Origin of the sequence: Paucilactobacillus oligofermentans DSM 15707 = LMG 22743 (assembly GCF_001434315.1) — a bacterium.
Lineage (GTDB): Bacteria > Bacillota > Bacilli > Lactobacillales > Lactobacillaceae > Paucilactobacillus > Paucilactobacillus oligofermentans.
Genome location: NZ_AZFE01000031.1, coordinates 165,492 through 184,197, shown reverse-complemented (window position 1 = coordinate 184,197; position 18,706 = coordinate 165,492). Strand labels below are relative to the sequence as shown.

At 35.3% G+C, this 18,706-nt stretch carries 13 protein-coding genes; 11 read left to right on the top strand and 2 right to left on the bottom strand.

Features of this window, described 5'->3' with window-relative positions; translation table 11 throughout:
- The first annotated feature begins 56 nt into the window (after positions 1-56).
- The 11 genes from FC70_RS04550 to FC70_RS04500 all read left to right on the top strand — a co-directional run bounded on the left by FC70_RS04550 (position 57) and on the right by FC70_RS04500 (position 17,866).
- Entirely contained in the window at positions 57-641 is a 585-nt protein-coding gene (locus FC70_RS04550; RefSeq protein WP_057889817.1) for a peptidylprolyl isomerase, read from the top strand.
- A gap of 185 nt (positions 642-826) precedes the next feature.
- Positions 827-1,831: a ribose utilization transcriptional repressor RbsR gene (gene rbsR, locus FC70_RS04545; RefSeq protein WP_057889816.1), complete on the top strand. Its 1,005-nt coding sequence runs from the start codon at positions 827-829 to the stop codon at positions 1,829-1,831.
- Between the two features lie 97 nt (positions 1,832-1,928).
- Positions 1,929-2,849 (top strand): ribokinase, encoded by a 921-nt coding sequence (rbsK, locus tag FC70_RS04540; RefSeq protein WP_057889815.1) that lies wholly within the window; start codon positions 1,929-1,931, stop codon positions 2,847-2,849.
- Between the two features lie 18 nt (positions 2,850-2,867).
- Positions 2,868-3,548, top strand: a complete 681-nt coding sequence (gene rpiA, locus FC70_RS04535; protein WP_057889814.1) for a ribose-5-phosphate isomerase RpiA — start codon at positions 2,868-2,870, stop codon at positions 3,546-3,548.
- A 105-nt stretch (positions 3,549-3,653) separates the two neighbouring features.
- Positions 3,654-4,049: a D-ribose pyranase gene (gene rbsD, locus FC70_RS04530; protein ID WP_057889813.1), complete on the top strand. Its 396-nt coding sequence runs from the start codon at positions 3,654-3,656 to the stop codon at positions 4,047-4,049.
- 12 nt (positions 4,050-4,061) lie between these two features.
- The gene (locus tag FC70_RS04525; RefSeq protein WP_057889812.1) at positions 4,062-5,552 is read left to right on the top strand and encodes a sugar ABC transporter ATP-binding protein; all 1,491 of its coding nucleotides are present in this window, start codon (positions 4,062-4,064) and stop codon (positions 5,550-5,552) included.
- Positions 5,545-6,513, top strand: coding sequence for an ABC transporter permease (locus tag FC70_RS04520; RefSeq protein WP_057889811.1), 969 nt, complete (start codon positions 5,545-5,547; stop codon positions 6,511-6,513). Before FC70_RS04525 ends, FC70_RS04520 begins: the two co-directional genes overlap by 8 nt.
- Positions 6,514-6,525: 12 nt before the next feature.
- On the top strand, positions 6,526-7,473 hold the full coding sequence (locus tag FC70_RS04515; protein ID WP_057889810.1) for a substrate-binding domain-containing protein: 948 nt from the start codon (positions 6,526-6,528) through the stop codon (positions 7,471-7,473).
- Positions 7,474-7,722: 249 nt separating this feature from the next.
- Complete coding sequence (locus FC70_RS04510; RefSeq protein WP_420835988.1) at positions 7,723-8,553, top strand: transporter substrate-binding domain-containing protein; 831 nt, start codon at positions 7,723-7,725, stop codon at positions 8,551-8,553.
- 24 nt (positions 8,554-8,577) lie between these two features.
- Positions 8,578-9,267, top strand: a complete 690-nt coding sequence (locus tag FC70_RS04505; protein ID WP_057889808.1) for an amino acid ABC transporter permease — start codon at positions 8,578-8,580, stop codon at positions 9,265-9,267.
- Between the two features lie 169 nt (positions 9,268-9,436).
- Positions 9,437-17,866, top strand: coding sequence for a KxYKxGKxW signal peptide domain-containing protein (locus FC70_RS04500; RefSeq protein WP_057889807.1), 8,430 nt, complete (start codon positions 9,437-9,439; stop codon positions 17,864-17,866).
- 62 nt (positions 17,867-17,928) lie between these two features.
- Here FC70_RS04500 and FC70_RS04495 read toward each other — a convergent pair whose 3' ends face one another.
- Both FC70_RS04495 and FC70_RS04490 read right to left on the bottom strand, forming a co-directional pair.
- Positions 17,929-18,276, bottom strand: coding sequence for a FluC/FEX family fluoride channel (locus tag FC70_RS04495; protein ID WP_057889806.1), 348 nt, complete (start codon positions 18,274-18,276; stop codon positions 17,929-17,931).
- Positions 18,276-18,674, bottom strand: coding sequence for a fluoride efflux transporter FluC (locus FC70_RS04490; protein ID WP_057889805.1), 399 nt, complete (start codon positions 18,672-18,674; stop codon positions 18,276-18,278). The genes FC70_RS04495 and FC70_RS04490 overlap by 1 nt, the downstream gene beginning before the upstream one ends.
- Positions 18,675-18,706: the final 32 nt, after the last annotated feature.

Here is an 18,706-nt window from a genome sequence, read left to right as displayed (position 1 = left end):
ATAATCAGATATAATAGACTTCGATATTTAAAATGTAATTATTAAGGAGATTTCAAATGACTTTACCTCAACTTGACTTAGCAAATGCTAAGGGACCAAAAGCAACTATCAAAACTAACTTGGGTGATATTACGGTTCAATTATTCCCTGAACAAGCACCTAAAACGGTTGAAAACTTCACTAAATTAGCAGAATCAGGTTACTATGATGGGGTTATTTTCCATCGTGTAATTTCTGATTTTATGATTCAAGGTGGTGATCCTACTGGAACTGGTATGGGTGGCGAAAGTGCCTTTGGTAGCTCATTTGAAGATGAATTTTCACGTGAATTATTTAACCTTAATGGTGCCCTATCAATGGCCAATGCTGGTCCTAATACTAATGGTAGCCAATTCTTTATCGTTTCAAATAAGAATGTTCAACCAGGATCTGATGTTCAAATGAAAGAAGCTGGATATCCAGAAGAAATTATCAAACCATACATGAACGGTGGAACTCCATGGTTAGATTTCCGTCATACTGTTTTTGGTCAAGTAATTGATGGTCAAGACGTGATTAATAAAATTGAATCAGTTGATCGTGATGCATCTGACAAGCCATTAAAAGATGTTGTTATGGAAACTGTTGAAATCTCTAAATAATTAAAAACCAGATGCAACTTCTTATTTCAAGAAAATGTAGCTGGTTTTTTTGCATTATAATTTAGTAAATGGTTTTAGGAAATAGTGCACATTTTAAAACTTATATAGTAAGATAGATATTAATTAAGCGAAAATGAAGCTCCAGATACGCTGTAAACATAAATATTTATTGGGAAGTGGCATATATGGTACGAAAAGTAACAATTAATGATTTAGCTCAGGCGGCGGGGACATCGGTAACCACCGTGTCACAAATTTTAAATGGTAAAGGTGATCGATTTAGTTCAGACACCCGGAAACGAGTCCTTAATTTAAAAGTTGAAATGAATTATGTTCCCGATTTTAATGCGCGTAACTTGATTATGAAATCTGCACAAACCATTGGTGTATTAGTGCCTAACGTTGGGAATCCATTCTTTAGCGAATTGATTAAGGGAATTCAAGCCATTGCCCGTGAGAATCAATTCATTCCAATCATTTTTAGCTCGAATCATGATGCAGAATTAGAAAAATACTATATTGAAAAGTTAGTTGAACGATCAGTGAGTGGATTGATTATTGCTAGTTCGGCTAGTACCTCAGAAGTAATTGATGAAATTTTAAAGCCAAATAATATTCAGTATTTGTTAATTGATGAAAATACAGTGGAAACCGGCGATACGGTAGAGACTGATGATTATTATGGTGGTCAATTAGCTGCGCAACATTTAATTGATTTGGGTCATCAAAAAATTGCAATGATGATTTCAGATGATTTAACAAACAATCTACGTCGTCGATTGGAAGGCTTTAAAGATAGTTGCCTTAAAAACAAGACAGAAATTTTTCAAATTGAAGCCCCAATGACAAAAAAAGGTGGCTATGAAGCCGTGGCTGACTTAGTTAATTTATCAGGAGTTACTGCCATTTTTACTATTAATGATGAAATGGCAGTTGGGGTTTATCGTGGCTTGTGGGAACGTAATCTTAAAATTCCAGAAGACTTTTCATTAATTGGGTATGATGGCATTGAATGGGGTGAGTATATCTCACCTAAATTAACCACTATTAAGCAACCAATTGTTGAAATGGGTAAAAAGTCGGCTGAAGTGTTACTTAATCGCATTAATAATCCTAAGGTAAAAAAACAAACCGTTAACTTACCGGTGGAACTAGTAGTTCGAGAGAGTACACAAAGAATTAGAAAATAGTTCTTGAAAAGGCTTTCACGGCGTGATAAAATATGGTAGAAGAATAGTAAAAGGTTTTACTTAAAAATGGGTTAATCACAGAAAGAGAGATTTGATTATGGCTAATAAAGTAGTTATCTTGGGTAGTTTGAATGTAGATACAATTTTGAGAATTAAACGTGTGCCACAACCAGGCGAAACTTTACAAATGAATGATCGTAGTAGCGCTGCTGGTGGAAAAGGTGCGAACCAAGCTGTTGCGGCTGCTCGTGCTGGAGCTGAAACTAGTTTTATTGGCCAAGTTGGTAATGACGATGCTGGTAAGTTTATGATTGAGTCATTAAAAGATGATCAAGTTGATACTTCTGGGATTAATGTTGACTCCGGTTCTGGAACTGGTTCAGCTTATATTTTCTTAGATGAAAACGGTCAAAATAGTATTTTAGTTTACGGTGGTGCTAACCAAAAAGTAACTGCTACTGAAGTGCATAATGGTGCCGAACAAATTAAGCATGCAGATTTTGTGGTAACGCAATTTGAAACGCCACAACTTGCAGCAATTGAAGCTTTTAAATTAGCCAAAGAAGCCGGCGCAATGACGATTTTAAATCCAGCCCCAGCGTCAGAAATGTTACCAGAATTATTAGAATTATCAGATATTGTGGTTCCTAATGAAACTGAAAGTGCTAGTTTAACTGGTATTGAAGTGACTGATGAAGCATCGATGATGGCTAACGCTGCTGCATTTGAAAAGATGGGCGTTAAAAACTTGATTATCACAGTTGGTAGTAAAGGGGCTTTTTACTCAACTGAAGATGGTCGTCATGATTTTGTTCCTGCATTTAAGGTAAAAGCAATTGATACTACCGCAGCTGGCGATACATTTATTGGAGCACTTAGCTCACAATTAAAGACCGACTTGAGTAATATCAAGGAAGCTTTAACTTTTGCTCAACGTGCAAGCTCAATCACCGTTCAACGATTAGGCGCAATGCCATCAATTCCAACGAAAGCTGAAATTGAAGCAGCAAGTAAGTAACCAATTGGAGGCTTAATAATGGAACAAAACGAACTGAAACAATTAGTTGGTAATGAAGCAGTTAAGTATATTGAAGATGGCATGATTGTTGGACTAGGTTCAGGATCAACGATCAGATATATGGTTGATGCATTAGGTAAGCGCGTGGCTGAAGAAGGATTGCACATTACAGCAGTTGCAACTTCAAAGTTCACCGCTAATCAAGCCGCTAATCTTGGAATTGAAGTTAAAAATTTAGATGATGTTGATCGGATTGACTTAACGATTGATGGTGCCGATGAAATTAGTGATGATTTTCAAGGGATCAAAGGTGGTGGAGCCGCTCATCTATGGGAAAAAATTGTGGCCATTAATTCTGACAAGAATATGTGGATTGTTGATGAAAGTAAGTTAGTTCATCAATTAGGTGTATTCCCATTACCATTAGAAGTAATTCCATTTGGTTCGACGCATGTTTTGGAAAAACTTGACAAGTTGGGATATGCTCCTACGTTTAGATTTGATGAAAATAAACAACATGTCATGACTGATGAAAGTAACTATATCATCGACTTACATCTTCAAAAAATCGAAGATCCATTTGCGCTAGCACAAATCTTAGACAGTATTGTCGGTGTAGTTGAACATGGACTATTCTTGAATATCTGTGACAAGGTGATTGTGGGTACGCAAAATGGACCGAAAGTCTTAGAAAAATAGATAAAGAACTTTTTATCTTACATCAATTTGAAAGCGGTTACTAAAATAATCTGCTTTCATTTAAAGAGTAAAACGTTTTATGAAATTACAAAGGAGAAATTAGTTATGAAGAAAACAACAGTTATTAATTCAGATTTATCACGAGTAATTAGCCAAATGGGTCATTTTGATACGCTTGCTGTTGGGGATGCGGGGATGCCTGTCCCAGCAACAACCGAAAAGATTGACTTGGCAGTCACCCGAGATCTACCAAGTTTTATCGATGTTGTTAGCAATATTATTACGGAGTTAGAAGTCCAAGAAATCATTTTAGCCAACGAAATCCGGACCAATAATCCCCAACAACTAACGGCAATTCAAAATTTATTTCCAGAAATTAAGATTTCATTTATCCCACATGAACAAATGAAGCATGATTTAGTGGATGCTAAAGCATTTGTTCGTACGGGGGAAATGAGTCCGTTCTCGAATATTATTTTGGTGAGTGGCGTAACATTTTAAAGGAGGAATATCATGGAAATTGAAATGAAGCACATCTCGAAATCATTTGGAAATAACAAAGTTCTTCGAGATATTAACTTTTCAATTCACAGTGGCGAGGTTCATGCGCTGATGGGTGAAAATGGAGCTGGTAAGTCAACAATGATGAACATTTTAACCGGTTTGCTTAATGCAGATGGTGGTGAAATTACTGTTGATGGTAAGAAGACGACATTTAAAAATGCACTAGATGCTGAACAACATGGGATTGCATTTATTCATCAAGAAATGAATAACTTTGCTGATATGTCAGTGGTTGAAAACATGTTCTTGAATCGTGAATTAAAAAAAGGCTTCGGGGTGTTAGACACGAAGGCGATGAAAGAACAGGCGAAAACGGCGCTAGATCGATTAGGGGTTGATATTTCGGTTGATACGCTTGTTGGATCATTGAGTGTCGGTCGTCAACAAACGATTGAAATTGCTAAATCATTAATGAACAAGACCCAAGTACTAATCATGGATGAACCAACCGCAGCGTTAAGTGAAAACGAAATTGCTAAATTATTTAAAATTATTGATTCACTTAGAGAACAAGGTGTTGCTATTATATATATTTCTCACCGAATGGAAGAAATATTTGAAATTAGTAATCGCTTAACGGTCATGCGTGATGGACTCACGATTAATACTTATGAAACATCGGAAACCGATGTTAAACAAATTGTTCATGACATGGTTGGTCGTGATATGGGTGATTTTTATCCCGAGCGTAAACCTGAGTTTGGTAAGGAATTACTAAGTGTCAAAGGTCTAAATAGTGGAGACACGTTTAAAGATATTGATTTCTCAGTTAAATCAGGTGAAATTTTAGCTTTCTCAGGTTTGATGGGTGCCGGACGTACTGAAATCATGCGTGGTATTTTCGGTGTTGATAAGCTAGATAGTGGTGAAATCTTTGTTGATGGTGAAAAGGTAGAAATTAAAACACCGGAACAAGCGATTAAACATAACATTGGCTTTTTAACTGAAAATCGTAAAGATGAAGGACTAATTTTAGACGGTACTTTATCTGAAAATATTGATTTACCAAGTATTGATGGTTTTACTAAAAAAGGCTTTATTGATGAAAAGGCTGACAAAGATTTTGTTGATATGTTGATGAAACGCTTGGGTGTTAAAGCTCAAAGCTCACAAGATTTAGCATCAAGCTTATCTGGTGGTAATCAACAAAAAGTCGTATTAGCTAAATGGGTTGGTTCAGGAGCCCAAATTTTGATTTTGGATGAACCAACGCGTGGAGTGGATGTTGGTGCCAAACGGGAAATTTATGATTTGATGAATGAATTAACTGATCGTGGAACAGCGATTATCATGGTCTCAAGTGATCTCGATGAAGTTCTTGGATTTAGCGATAATATCGTTGTTGTCTATGAAGGTAAAATTCAAGGCGAAATTGCAACCAAAGATGCCACACAAGATAAAGTTATGACGCTTGCAACTGGAGGAGAAATAAATGAATAACGCGGAAACGAAAAAGAAGTTTAGTATTGGTAATTTTTATTCGAAGTTAGGTCCATTAGTAGCATTGTTAGTTCTAGTAATTTTTGTAAGCGTTTTAAACAGTTCGTTTTTAAATATTAATAACATCATGAACTTGTTACAACAAATTTCGATTAACGCCTTGATTGCGTTCGGGATGCAGTTTGTTATTTTAACAGCCGGAATTGATTTATCGGTTGGATCAATCTTAGCATTGAGTGGTGCCTTTATGGCCCAATTAATTTTGATGGGTTGCCCACCAATCTTTGCCTTTGCTATTGGGATGATTACTGGTGCCATCTTTGGTGCTGTTAATGGGGTCTTGATTGCGTATGGTAAGGCAGCACCATTTATTGCTACCTTAGCTACGTCTGCCATCTTCCGTGGGGCAACTTATGTGTTAACTAATGGTAACCCAATCACGGGTAAGACAATGAATAATGATTTCTCATTCTTATTCTTAGGTCAAGGATACTTGTTTGGGGTTCCATTCCAAGTTTATGTCATGGTTGTCTTGTATGCACTTGCTTACTTACTACTTCATAAAACAACATTTGGTCGTAAAACTTATGCTGTTGGTGGTAATGAAAAAGCGGCCTTTGTTGCTGGAGTTAATACTAAAAAGATTACGATTTGGATTTATATTATTGCTGGATTCTTATCATCAGTTGCCGGAATGATTTTAACTTCACAACTTTCATCAGCTCAACCTGATGCTGGGACTGGATATGAAATGGATGCCATTGCCGCTGTTGTCTTGGGTGGAACTTCACTAGCCGGTGGTAAAGGTAAGATGTTTGGTACTTTAATTGGTGCGTTGATTATCGGGGTCTTGAATAACGGGATGAACTTACTTGGAATTTCAAGTTTCTATCAACAAATCGTTAAGGGTATCGTGATCTTGATTGCGGTGTTATTAGACCGTAAGCAAGCAAAAGCATAGGAGGATAAGTTGATGAAAATTGGTATGAAGAAATTAATTGGTTTATTTACAGTCTTTGCAGTATTTTTAATGGTTGCATCGGGTTGCCAATATGCAACAATTGGGCGACCAACGAGTACGACTAAAATCGAAAAGAAAGCTGCCAAAGATGTTAAAATTGGTGTTTCTGTTTCAACGCTTAGTAATCCCTTCTTCGTTAATTTGAAAAAAGGAATTGATAGTGAAGCTAAAAAGAATAATTCAAAGGTTGAAACTTTTGATGCTCAAAATGATAGTTCAAAACAAAATAACCAAATTTCAGATTTAATTACTAAAGATGTTGATGTAATTATTGTTAACCCGGTTGATTCAGATGCAATTGTACCTTCAATTAAGAAGGCTAATCAAGCTGGAATTCCAGTAATTGCCTGTGATCGTGGTTCAAATGGTGGGGTATTATTAACTACCGTAGCTTCAGATAACGTTAAAGCTGGTAAGATGGCTGCTGAATTCTTGGAAGAACAAGTTGGAACAAATGCTAAGGTTGCTGAACTTGAAGGAACACCGGGTGCCGATGCTGCTGTACAACGTGGAAAAGGATTTGATAACCAAATTAAAGGTAACTTAGATTTAGTTGCTAAACAAAGTGCGAACTTTGATCGTGCAAAGGGATTAAATACTACCCAAAATATGTTACAAGCACATTCAGATGTTAAAGGTATCTTTGCACAAAATGATGAAATGGCCTTAGGTGCTGTGAAAGCAGTTCAAGGACAAGACATTAAAATTGTGTCAATTGATGGTACGCCAGATGGTTTAGCTGCTGTTAAAAAAGGAACAATTACAGGAATTGTTGCTCAACAACCTAAAACTGAAGGTGAGTTAGCAGTGAAAGCTGCATACAAACATTATCGTGGTGAAAAAATATCTAAACATATTGCCTCACCAATTCACTTAGTTAAATCGCCTAATGCACAATAATTATTAAAATATTTTGATCAGATACCTATCGGCTTTCGAGCTGATAGGTATTTTTTCGTATATAGATGTATAAATAAGCTGATTATCCACTGAAAAATCTAATAAAATGCAAAAATATCAATTTATTTGTAATAAATATTCATTTTTAACTTGATTTTTGTATTAAGATGTAATATTATAATTACATTATTAAAAAAGATGATTTTTATACATATATTAATCATAATACTGGATATTTATTTAGGAGGAATGGAAATGAAAAATTTAAAAAAAGGTTTAGTGGTTGTAGCGGGGTTGGCATTACTTACGATTGGGTTGGCTGGATGCAGTAATTCTTCAGACAATAGTGTTAAAAATATTAAAGACAAAGGCACTCTAGTCATGGGAACATCGGCTGATTATGCACCATTTGAATTTCCAATTGTAAAAAATGGAAAGAAAACCGTTACTGGTTACGATATATTTATTGCTCAACAAATTGCGAAGGACATGGGTGTTAAGTTAAAAATTACAAATACTGAATTTCCATCATTGATTACAGATTTAAAGAATAAAAAAGTTGATATTGTGTTAGCTGGAATGGTATCAACTGATGAACGTAAAAAACAAGTTTCATTTTCAGATAGCTACTATAAAGTTGAAAACGTCCTATTAGTTAATAAAGCTGATGAAAATAAATATAATTCAATTTCTGATTTAAAGGGATTACAAGTTGGGGCACAACAAACAACGACTCAAGAACAAATTGCGAAGAAACAAATTAAGAATGCCACAACGGTGACCGAAGCTAACGCTAATAGTTTAACGACTGAATTAACACAAGGAAAATTAGCTGGTGTCGTGTTAGAAAATGAAATTGCTGATAATTATGTAAAACAATATCCAGAAAAATATGCAATTGCCAAAAATGTTAAATTGAGCACTCCTGAATCACAACAACATATTAATATTGCTGTTCGTAAGGATGATAAGAAATTATTGAAGCAAGTTAACAAGTCGGTTAAGGAATTAAAGAGTAATGGTAAAATGGATACTTTTTTAGCCAAGGCTCAAAATTTACAAGCTAAATATGGTAAATAAACTTATTGATTAGGGGTGATTTAAATGTTTGATTTTTTAGGGCACTACTATCCAGTGTTTCTTGATGGCACTGCATTAACAATTATTATTTCCATTATTGGTGTCCTAATTGGGATTGCCTTGGGGCTGCTGATTGTATTGTTACGATTGTCAAAAGTTAAGTTATTTCAATGGATCGCAAAAATTTATGTAGCGATTGTGCGTGGGACACCGTCAATGATTCAAGTAATGTTAACTTATTATGTATTGTCAAAAGTTTTACCAATTCCACAAGTTGAGTTTTTAGGATCGGGACTAGATCGAATTATCCCAGGTTCTATTGCTTTAGGAATTAATTCGGGAGCCTATGTATCAGAAATTTTCCGTTCAGGAATTATCTCAGTTCATCGGGGACAGACGGAAGCTGGAATGTCATTGGGGATGAATAATAATCAAACCATGTTTTCGATTGTGTTACCACAAGCAATTCGCAACATTTTACCATCATTGGGAAATGAGTTTATTACTTTGATTAAGGAATCATCCGTTTTATTCTATATTGGAGTTCAAGAAGTTACAGCTCAGGCTTTAGGCGTTGGTGGAACTTTATACGACTTTGTACCACCACTAATTGTGGCAGCTGTTATCTATTTTGTATTAACCGGAATTATGTCACTTGGAATGTCATATGTAGAAAAGCATATGGGTAATAAATATATTCGATCAACTAGTTAAACCTAAATTATTTATAAAAAAGTTGTGATTATAGAGTTCATTATTTTGCTAAATTTTAGTAAAAATATGGACTCTTTTTTCGGCTTATATTATTTGTCTTTGAATTAATCTATGTTAAACTCGTGGGATATGTGAAATTAAATAAACGCAATTTTTGGGAGGAAATCACGTGAAATATAATTCAAAGGACTCGTCAGAGTTATTTAAAAACAATGGTAAAGAACGGTTTAGAATGTATAAGGCAGGTAAAAACTGGCTTGTTGCCGGAACAACAACCCTTAGTGGGATTGTTTTAGGTTTAGGTAGTATCTTGGGTGGATCAATTGCTTCAACGTCAACTGTTAAAGCAGACACAGATAATAGTGTATCTAAAACAACCACTGGTGATTTATTGGCTACTAATACTAGCGCAACGATACCATCAAGTTCATTAACTGATTCACAAAGTAGTATTCAATCAAACTCACAATCAACTTCTAATCGAGGGGATTTAGCAAAATCTATGGTTAGTGGGAAAACTGTAACCATTCAACTTGGTGAAGAGATAGACTTTCAAGATTTGTTTGATGTTAAAACTGATGCTGCTAATAGCGTTATAGATCCCAATGCTGTAGTTACAATTAGGTCAGATGATGGTTTTGATAATACCAAAAAGGGTACATATCATATTACTGCTGATTATACCTTCAGTGGTGACACAAAGCCAAAATCTGGAATGGCCACTGTTTATGTTGATGATTCTGTTAGTCTTTCAGCTTCACAATCAATTGTTACCTCTGATAGCGCCTCAAAATCGATTGTTGACTACAGTATTTCAGAATCAACGGCAATTTCAGCATCAACTTCCGCTTCAACTTCAAGAATTGATTCACTAGTTGCAAACAATTCTGAATCCATTGCAATTTCTACTTCAAAATCACAAGCAATTGTTGAATCAGAAGTCTCATCTAAGATAATATCTGGAGTTGCTTCAGCATCCCAAAATGCACAATTGTCAGTTTCGACTTCTAATAGTAAAGTTCAAGCATCAGATAGTGAATCATTAGATTATACTGGATCAGTTTCTAAGTCTAAAAATGCGGCAGCTTCTGCCTCACAATCGATGGTTGAATCGTTATCAATTGAAAAATCAAAATCGTTATCAGCTTCATTATCTGATTCGGCATCTTTAACTTATTCAGCGTCAGACTCGATGTCATCTTCGTTATCTGATGCATTATCATTGTCCGCTTCTAATAGTGATATGTTATCAATTAGTAAGTCAACTGAGGCTTCAGATAGTATTGCTAGTTCTAAGTCGATTCTTGATTCGGTTTCTAAAGTCGCTTCAGCTTCGGGAGTAGTTTCACAATCTCTTTCGGCAATTGTTTCATTATCAGTTTCTAAATCTAAAAACCCACTTATAAGTTCAGAAGCGATAGAGTCTGCTTCTAAGTCACTGGTTACTTCTATTGCCGATAGCTTGTCTAAAAATACATCGGCTTCTGTTTCAGATGCTGCATCAACAGCTGATAGCATTAGTAATAGTAAATCAGCTAATGATTCAGGCCTTTTATCTGAAAATGAATACAACTCATTATCTAATTCAGCCTCAACATCTAAATTTGATTCTGAAAACAAGGCAACATCTAAAAGTAAATCTGATCTTGACTCAACGTCAACGTCTACAGAAAATTCAGTTTCACAATCTGATAGTGCTGATGAATCAACTACTGAATCACAAGCAATTACTGACAGCCTTTCTAACTCAGCTTCAAAGACAAATTCAGAATCAACTTCAGAAGCAAGTAAGATAGCCTCTGAATCAGCTTCAGATTCATTAAAATCCGAAAGTAAAACATCAGATAGCGCTTCAACATCAGATAGTGATTCTAAGAATATTGATTCATTAGCTTCAGATTCAGCATCGACTTCAAAAGAAACTTCTGAATCTAAAAATACTGATCTTTCAGAATCATCATCAAAATCAATGTCTGAATCTAAATCAACCTCTAAAGTTGTTTCAGAATCAGCTTCATCATCAAAATCATTATCACTGTCAGAAGCTAATTCAGAGTCGAAGTCTGCTTCAACATCGACATCATCAGATAGTGATTCGATGACACCAACTGAATCATTATCTAAGTCAACATCGACATCTCTTTCAAGAAGCACGTCTAGTTCATTATCGGATTCTTCAAATAAATCAGAGTCGATATCTAACTCAAATGTAATTGATGAATCAAATTCTGCATCTAAGTTATTAAGTGAATCTGCATCAAAATCAATCATAACTTCTACAGATAATTCTAAGTCGGCATCAACTTCGGCATCAGCTTCTAAAGAAAAGTCAGAAGCTATTTCTGATTCAACGTCAGTATCTGCTTCAAGTTCTGATGTTACATCAAAATCTGTAGTGGATAGTTTTAGTGAATCAGCTTCAAACTCAGTAAGTAAATCATTATCAGAATCAATTTCATTAAATCCGTCTGATTTAGCTTCTGCATCAAAATCAATTGCAGATTCAAAATCAATGTCTGATGAAAATTCTGTATCAGCATCTAATTCGAAATCTAATTTAATTGATTCTGTTACATCTAATTCGGATAGTGCTTCAACATCAACTGATGATTCAAAATCAGCTGTGGAGTCAACTTCTAAATCAGCATCAACTTCTGATAGTAGATCAACTGATAGTCAAAAGAGTGAATCAATTTCTACAAATAATTCTGCTTCTAAATCAGAAAATGGTTCTAAATCAGATTCAAATAGCGTTTCTGAATCTGAATCAATTTCCGAACAAGCAAGTAAATCCGAAGTAGCTTCTAAATCAGTATCAACTTCAAAATCAATTAATTCGGATTTGTCTGAAGCAACTTCAAAAAGTGAAAGTAAATCAGTTTCAACTGATGAATCATTATCTGATTCATCATCAATTTCAGTTTCAACATCTGTTTCAGATAATAAGTCACTTTCAGACTCAAGTTCTGAATCAATTTCAACATCAAAATCTGAGGGGATTTCTTTATTACCAGAAGAATCTGACTCCGCTTCGAAGTCAACTGTGGTTTCAGCAAGTAAATCAACTTCTGAATCTGAGTCGGCACATAAATCAACTTCTGATTCAGCAAGTACCTCTAAGAGTGATTCGATCATTGCTTCGTCAAGTAAGTCAGAAAGTATTTCAGATTCAATTTCGACAAGCGATGATCTGAAAGATTCAAATTCTGATAGTAAATCATTGTCTGAAAGCACTTCAAAAGATAACTCAGAAATTTCATCTGTATCAAAATCAATTTCAATTTCTGAATCAGTAAGTAATTCTGCATCAATGCAAAAATCTGATAGTGAATCTGCATCAACATCTGTTTCAGCTTCAAAATCTACTAATGGTTCAACAACACCAGAAGAATCAGACTCAGCTTCTAAATCTACAGATGAAAGTAATTCAGCTTCAGTTAGTGATTCAGAATCAGCAATAACATCTTCATCTGATTCAAAAGATATTGAAAATTCAAAATCAGAATCAGTTGTTAACTCTAATTCAGAATCAGAATCGCTAGTTCAAAGTGAAAGTGATTCCGAATCTATTTCTAAGAGTAAGTCAGAAAACTCAGAAAATAGTACTTCAGGGAGCGCTTCATCATCAGATTCAGAATCAGAAATTAATTCTGATTCTGACAAGGGAAGCGTTTCAAATAGTACTTCAACTTCAAATGATTCTTTATCCTCTGAGTCAGCTTCTAAGAGTGATTCAAGTTCAACTTCAGACTTGGAATCGGACTCAACTTCAGTTTCAGAAGACAAATCAACATCAGATTCAGATTCGAAGTTACAAAGTGAATCAGCTTCAAAATCAACATCATTATCTAAATCTGAAGCTAAGTCAGATAGCTTGTCTGCATCAACAAGTAAGAACTCTAATAGCGGCTCAATGACACCAGCTGAATCAACTAGTGAAAGTGATTCAATTAGTAAATCAATTTCAGAATCTAAGTCGTCAATTGGTTCAACGTCAACTTCTAATTTGAATTCTAAATCTAGCTCATTGGAGATTTCAGAATCAGAATCAACATCAACATCCGATTCTAAATCATCAAGTATGTCAGCATCAAGATCAGCTTCAGAATCAGTAAGTACTTCCAAAATGAATTCAGATAATGGAAGTAAAGCTAATTCAACTTCAATTGAATCATCAAAATCTGATTCTAAATCGGCGCAACAGTCGGCTTCAGAATCAGCATCAACTTCAGTTGTAAATTCAAAATCTGCTGGGACTTCATTGAATCCTTCAGAATCTGAATCATTATCAAATTCGACAATCGAATCTGATTCAAAATCTAAATCACAATCAGAATCAGTGGATCAATCTAACTCAGACTCAGAATCAACTCAAGAATCAAACAGTAAGTCATCGAGTGAATCGAATGTTGATTCGCAAAATTCAAATGATTCAGTAAGTAAATCTGGCTCGACTTCAGATAGTGATTCAACTGATAGTGAAACTAGTCAGTCAAAATCTGTTTCAGATTCGGATTCAACTTCAACAGATAACTCAAACTCAGGGTCTGGTAGTGCATCGAATAGTACCTCTAATTCAACTAATAATTCTGACTCAGAATCGGGAAGTGCATCAAAGAGTACATCAAATTCTACTCAAACATCAGATTCAACAGTTGATTCATTAAGTAAATCAACAGCTGATTCGTTAAGTAAGTCGGCTTCTAAGTCAATTTCAGAAGATAAATCTAAAGCTAATTCTGAGTCAAAAGCTCATAGTGAATCAGCTTCGACTTCAACTTCAACATCAAAATCAGAAGTTAAATCTGAAAGTACATCAGTTTCAACTAGTAAGAGCAATAATAGTGGATCAATGACGCCATCAGAATCAATTAGCGATAGTGAGTCTGCAAGTAAGTCAGTTGATAATTCAGATTCAGCAATCGACTCAAACTCATTTTCAGGCTCAGATTCTAAATCAAAATCACTTGAAGTTTCAGGATCGGCTTCTAAATCAGCAGCAGCTTCGAAATCATTAAGTAAGTCAACTTCAACATCAGCTTCAGATTTAGCAAGTGAATCTACTAGCTTATCAGATGCAGTTAGTGTTTCAGAATCAACATCGGTTAAGACATCGACATCAAATTCTGAATCAGCACAACAATCGGCATCGATATCAGCATCAACTTCGGTATCGCTATCAACTTCTAAATCACTTATTACGTCAGAAAATCCTTCTGCCTCAACATCAGCCTCAAATTCAACTATTGAATCTGACTCAAAGTCGAAATCAGAATCTGTTTCCGCAGAACAATCAAAATCTGAATCGGAATCAGGTCAAGGATCACTGAGTGATTCGTCAAGTGATTCAAGCAGCGATTCACTGGATTCAAACAATTCAGAAAGTAAGTCAGTTTCAAATTCCGATAGTCAATCGACTGATAGTGAAAACAGTAAATCTGGTTCAGCTTCAGATTCTGACTCAAACTCAACCAACACATCAGATTCTGAATCTGGTAGTGCTTCAAAGAGTAATTCAACATCAAATCAAAATTCCGATTCAGTGGTTACTTCACAAAGTGCATCAACTTCTAAATCAGTAAGTGATTCAGTTTATGATTCAATTTCAGAAGACAAATCAAAAGCTGATTCAGAATCAAAAGCCCATAGTGAATCAGCCTCAACATCAACATCGACTTCGAAATCAGAAGTTAAATCTGAAAGCACGTCAGTTTCAACTAGTAAGAGTAATAACAGTGGTTCAATGACACCATCAGAATCAATTAGTGATAGTGAATCTTCAAGTAAGTCAGCTGATAATTCGGATTCAGCAATTGAATCAAACTCGGATTCAGCCTCAGATTCTAAATCAAAATCACTTGAAATTTCTGCTTCAAACTCAAAATCAGCATCAGTTTCGAAGTCGGCAAGTAAGTCAGCTTCAACTTCTAAGTCTGATCTAGCAAGTGATTCAACGCTTAAGTCTGATTCAGCGAGTGTTTCAGCATCAACATCAGCTTCAGATTCAGCATCAATTTCGGAATCAGCACAACAATCAGCATCAACATCAGCCTCTGATTCAGCTTCGATTTCGAAATCAATTGGGACCTCATTGACGCCTTCAGAATCTGACTCAGTTTCAAATTCAACAATTGAATCTGATTCAAAGTCAAAATCAGAATCTGTTTCCGCAGAACAATCAAAATCTGAATCGGAATCAGGTCAAGGATCACTGAGTGATTCGTCAAGTGATTCAAGCAGCGATTCACTGGATTCAAACAATTCAGAAAGTAAGTCAGTTTCAAATTCCGATAGTCAATCGACTGATAGTGAAAACAGTAAATCTGGTTCAGCTTCAGATTCTGACTCAAACTCAACCAACACATCAGATTCTGAATCTGGTAGTGCTTCAAAGAGTAATTCAACATCAAATCAAAATTCCGATTCAGTGGTTACTTCACAAAGTGCATCAACTTCGAAATCAGTAAGTGATTCAGCTTCTAAGTCAATTTCAGAAGACAAATCAAAAGCTGATTCAGAATCAAAAGCCCATAGTGAATCAGCCTCAACATCGAATTCAATTTCAGAATCAGATGTTAAGTCTGACAGTGATTCAGCATCAGCAAGTAAGAGTGATGACACCGGATCAGTTGCCCCTTCAGAATCACTTTCTAAACAAATGAGTGAAAGTGTTTCAGCAAGTAAGTCAGCTAGTGGTTCTAAGTCATCTATTGACTCAGTTTCAACATCAAATTCAGCATCAACGTCAACGTCACTTAAACAATCAGCTTCTGGATCAACATCAGCTAAAGCTTCAACGTCAGCAAGTAAGTCAGCATCAGCATCTAAGTCTGATTTAGTTAGTGATTCAACACTTAAGTCTGACTCAGCAAGTGTTTCAGTATCGAAATCAGCATCAAAATCAGCATCAATTTCTGAGTCAGCACAACAGTCAGCCTCAACATCAGCTTCTGATTCAGCCTCGACTTCGAAATCAATTGGAGCTTCATTGACACCATCAGAATCCGATTCAGTTTCAGATTCAATTATTACATCTGATTCAGTATCTAAATCACAATCAGAATCAGCTGAAAACTCTTCTTCTGAATCCGATTCTGGTCAAGCATCAGAAAGTAAATCAGCTAGTGATTCAACCAGTGATTCACTTGATTCAAATCAATCTGAAAGTAAGTCATCTTCAGATTCAGATAGTCAGTCAACTGATAGTGAAAACAGTCAATCTAAATCTGCTTCAGCATCTGATTCTGTTTCAACTGATAATTCTGAAAGTAAGTCAGCATCGACATCAGAATCTGTAGAAACTTCTACTAGTGATGAAGCTAGTGTGTCAGAAGTTGCTTCTGAAAGTACTTCAGTATCAGCCTCAACATCAACCTCGTTGGCAAGTGATTCTGCAAGTAAATCTGGTTCAGCTTCTGTATCTATAGAAAAATCAGTTTCAGGAAGTAACTCAACATCAACTTCTGTGTCAGTCTCAGAAAATAAGGTTATATCCGAATCTACTTCAACAAGTAAGTCAGAATCGAAGTCAATTGTAATTTCTGATTCAGCTTCTAATTCAACATCACGTTCGAAGTCATTGAATAATGTCAGTTCAGAATCAAGTTCAGAATCAGATGCTGCATCTAAATCTGATTCAGTTTCTGCAAATACATCTAAATCAGATTCATTAGTTAATTCAAAGAGTGATTCTGCTCTAGATTCATCATCGAAGAGTACTTCGCTTTCAACATCAGCCTCAGCATCAACTTCAGCTAGTGTTTCTAAGGCAGGTTCGTTATCAGCGGTTTACTCTCAATCAGATTCAGCATCAATTTCGAAGAGTGAATCACTTGAAAAGAATCCATCATTGAATCCATCGCAAAGTGAATCAGTATCGGACTCAGAATCATTATCAGACTTAGAGTCACAAAGTAAGTCAACATCTGCTGATAATTCTGATCAAACATCTAATTCAAATGTTGTATCAGAATCAGATTCTGCTTCACAATCAGATTCAAATTCTATATCTGATGTAACTTCACAATCAACTTCAGCTTCACAATCAGATTCAGAATCAATCGACAGTGGCAATTCAGAGTCGAACAGTCTATCAGATAATGTAAATCAATCTCAGTCTAAGAGTGTATCGAATTCGGTTTCAGAATCAACGCAACAATCAGATAATGTCGTTCAATCAAATTCTAAGAGTAACTCAAACTCGATTGCGCAGTCATTAAGCGGTTCTGTATCGATAAAGAATAGTAATAATATTGTAGTAGCAAATCGTGTTGCAACTGCGAATGCACTATTAACAGCTCACACAGCATCAACTAATAATGGTGTATCATCATTGGGTAATGCTACAACTGCATCTAGTGAAATCGCTGAGTCAGTTAACGATTCAAGTTCAAAAACTTCTAAGAAATCGCACAAAAATTCTACTAAGGACAATGATTCGAAAGAAACTAATTCTAAGAAGAACACAGATATTAATGATAGTCATGAAGCAGAATACATCGCTGCAATTGCAAGCATCCTTGTGATCCTTGCTGGTATGGGTATCATCATTGCCGTAAAACGCAGAAATAAAGATGATGACGATGATAGTCAAATTTAATTGATTTATCTTCAACATAAATAAAATCCTCAATCTGGTTTAACCAAGATTGAGGATTTTTTTTATTTAATTGTTATTAAGACTACGATAATGCCGAAAAGATAAGTCGATGTTCCATACAAAAGACAGATGATTTTGTGTTTTTTCCATAGTAGGAGTAGTTCATTGTTAAACGTTGAGAGGGTAGTGAATCCACCAATAATACCAACTGATAGAATGGTATTTAAATCCGAACTAGGAACATACCAAAATAATAATCCAAGTAGTGCTGAACCAATAATATTAATTAAAAAAGTAACCACAGGAAAATGTAAGTTACTAAAAAATGAACTTAGTTTAAATAAATCCATGAGTAAGAGGCGAAGACAAGCACCAAGGCCTGATGCAATTCCAACGTAAAGTGTGAGCATTACCAAACCTCCATTTGACGTCGTAGCTTTTGACTAAATCTTTGACCAGTCCAATTCATTAGTAAACTACCAAAAATGGTACAAAATAAATAGATAATAAAAAAAGTAATTTGATGATGGACAACTAATTTAACAGCATCTAAGTTAAATGTTGAAAAGGTGGTAAATGAACCAATTAGACCAGCACTCATCCCAGTTGCAGTGGCATTACTAAGTGAGAAGCGGGCAGGAATATAGTCAATGAGAATTGAAAACAAAAAGCAGCCAACTAAATTTATCCCTAAAGTACTATATGGAAAGCCATTAGGAGAGATCACTAAAAGTTCAATTAGGTAGCGTGCGCCGCCACCGATAATCCCAAATAAAAAAACATTTATGTATCGTTTAATTGTAATCACACTTTCGTAGATTATTAGATACTATTGAGTTT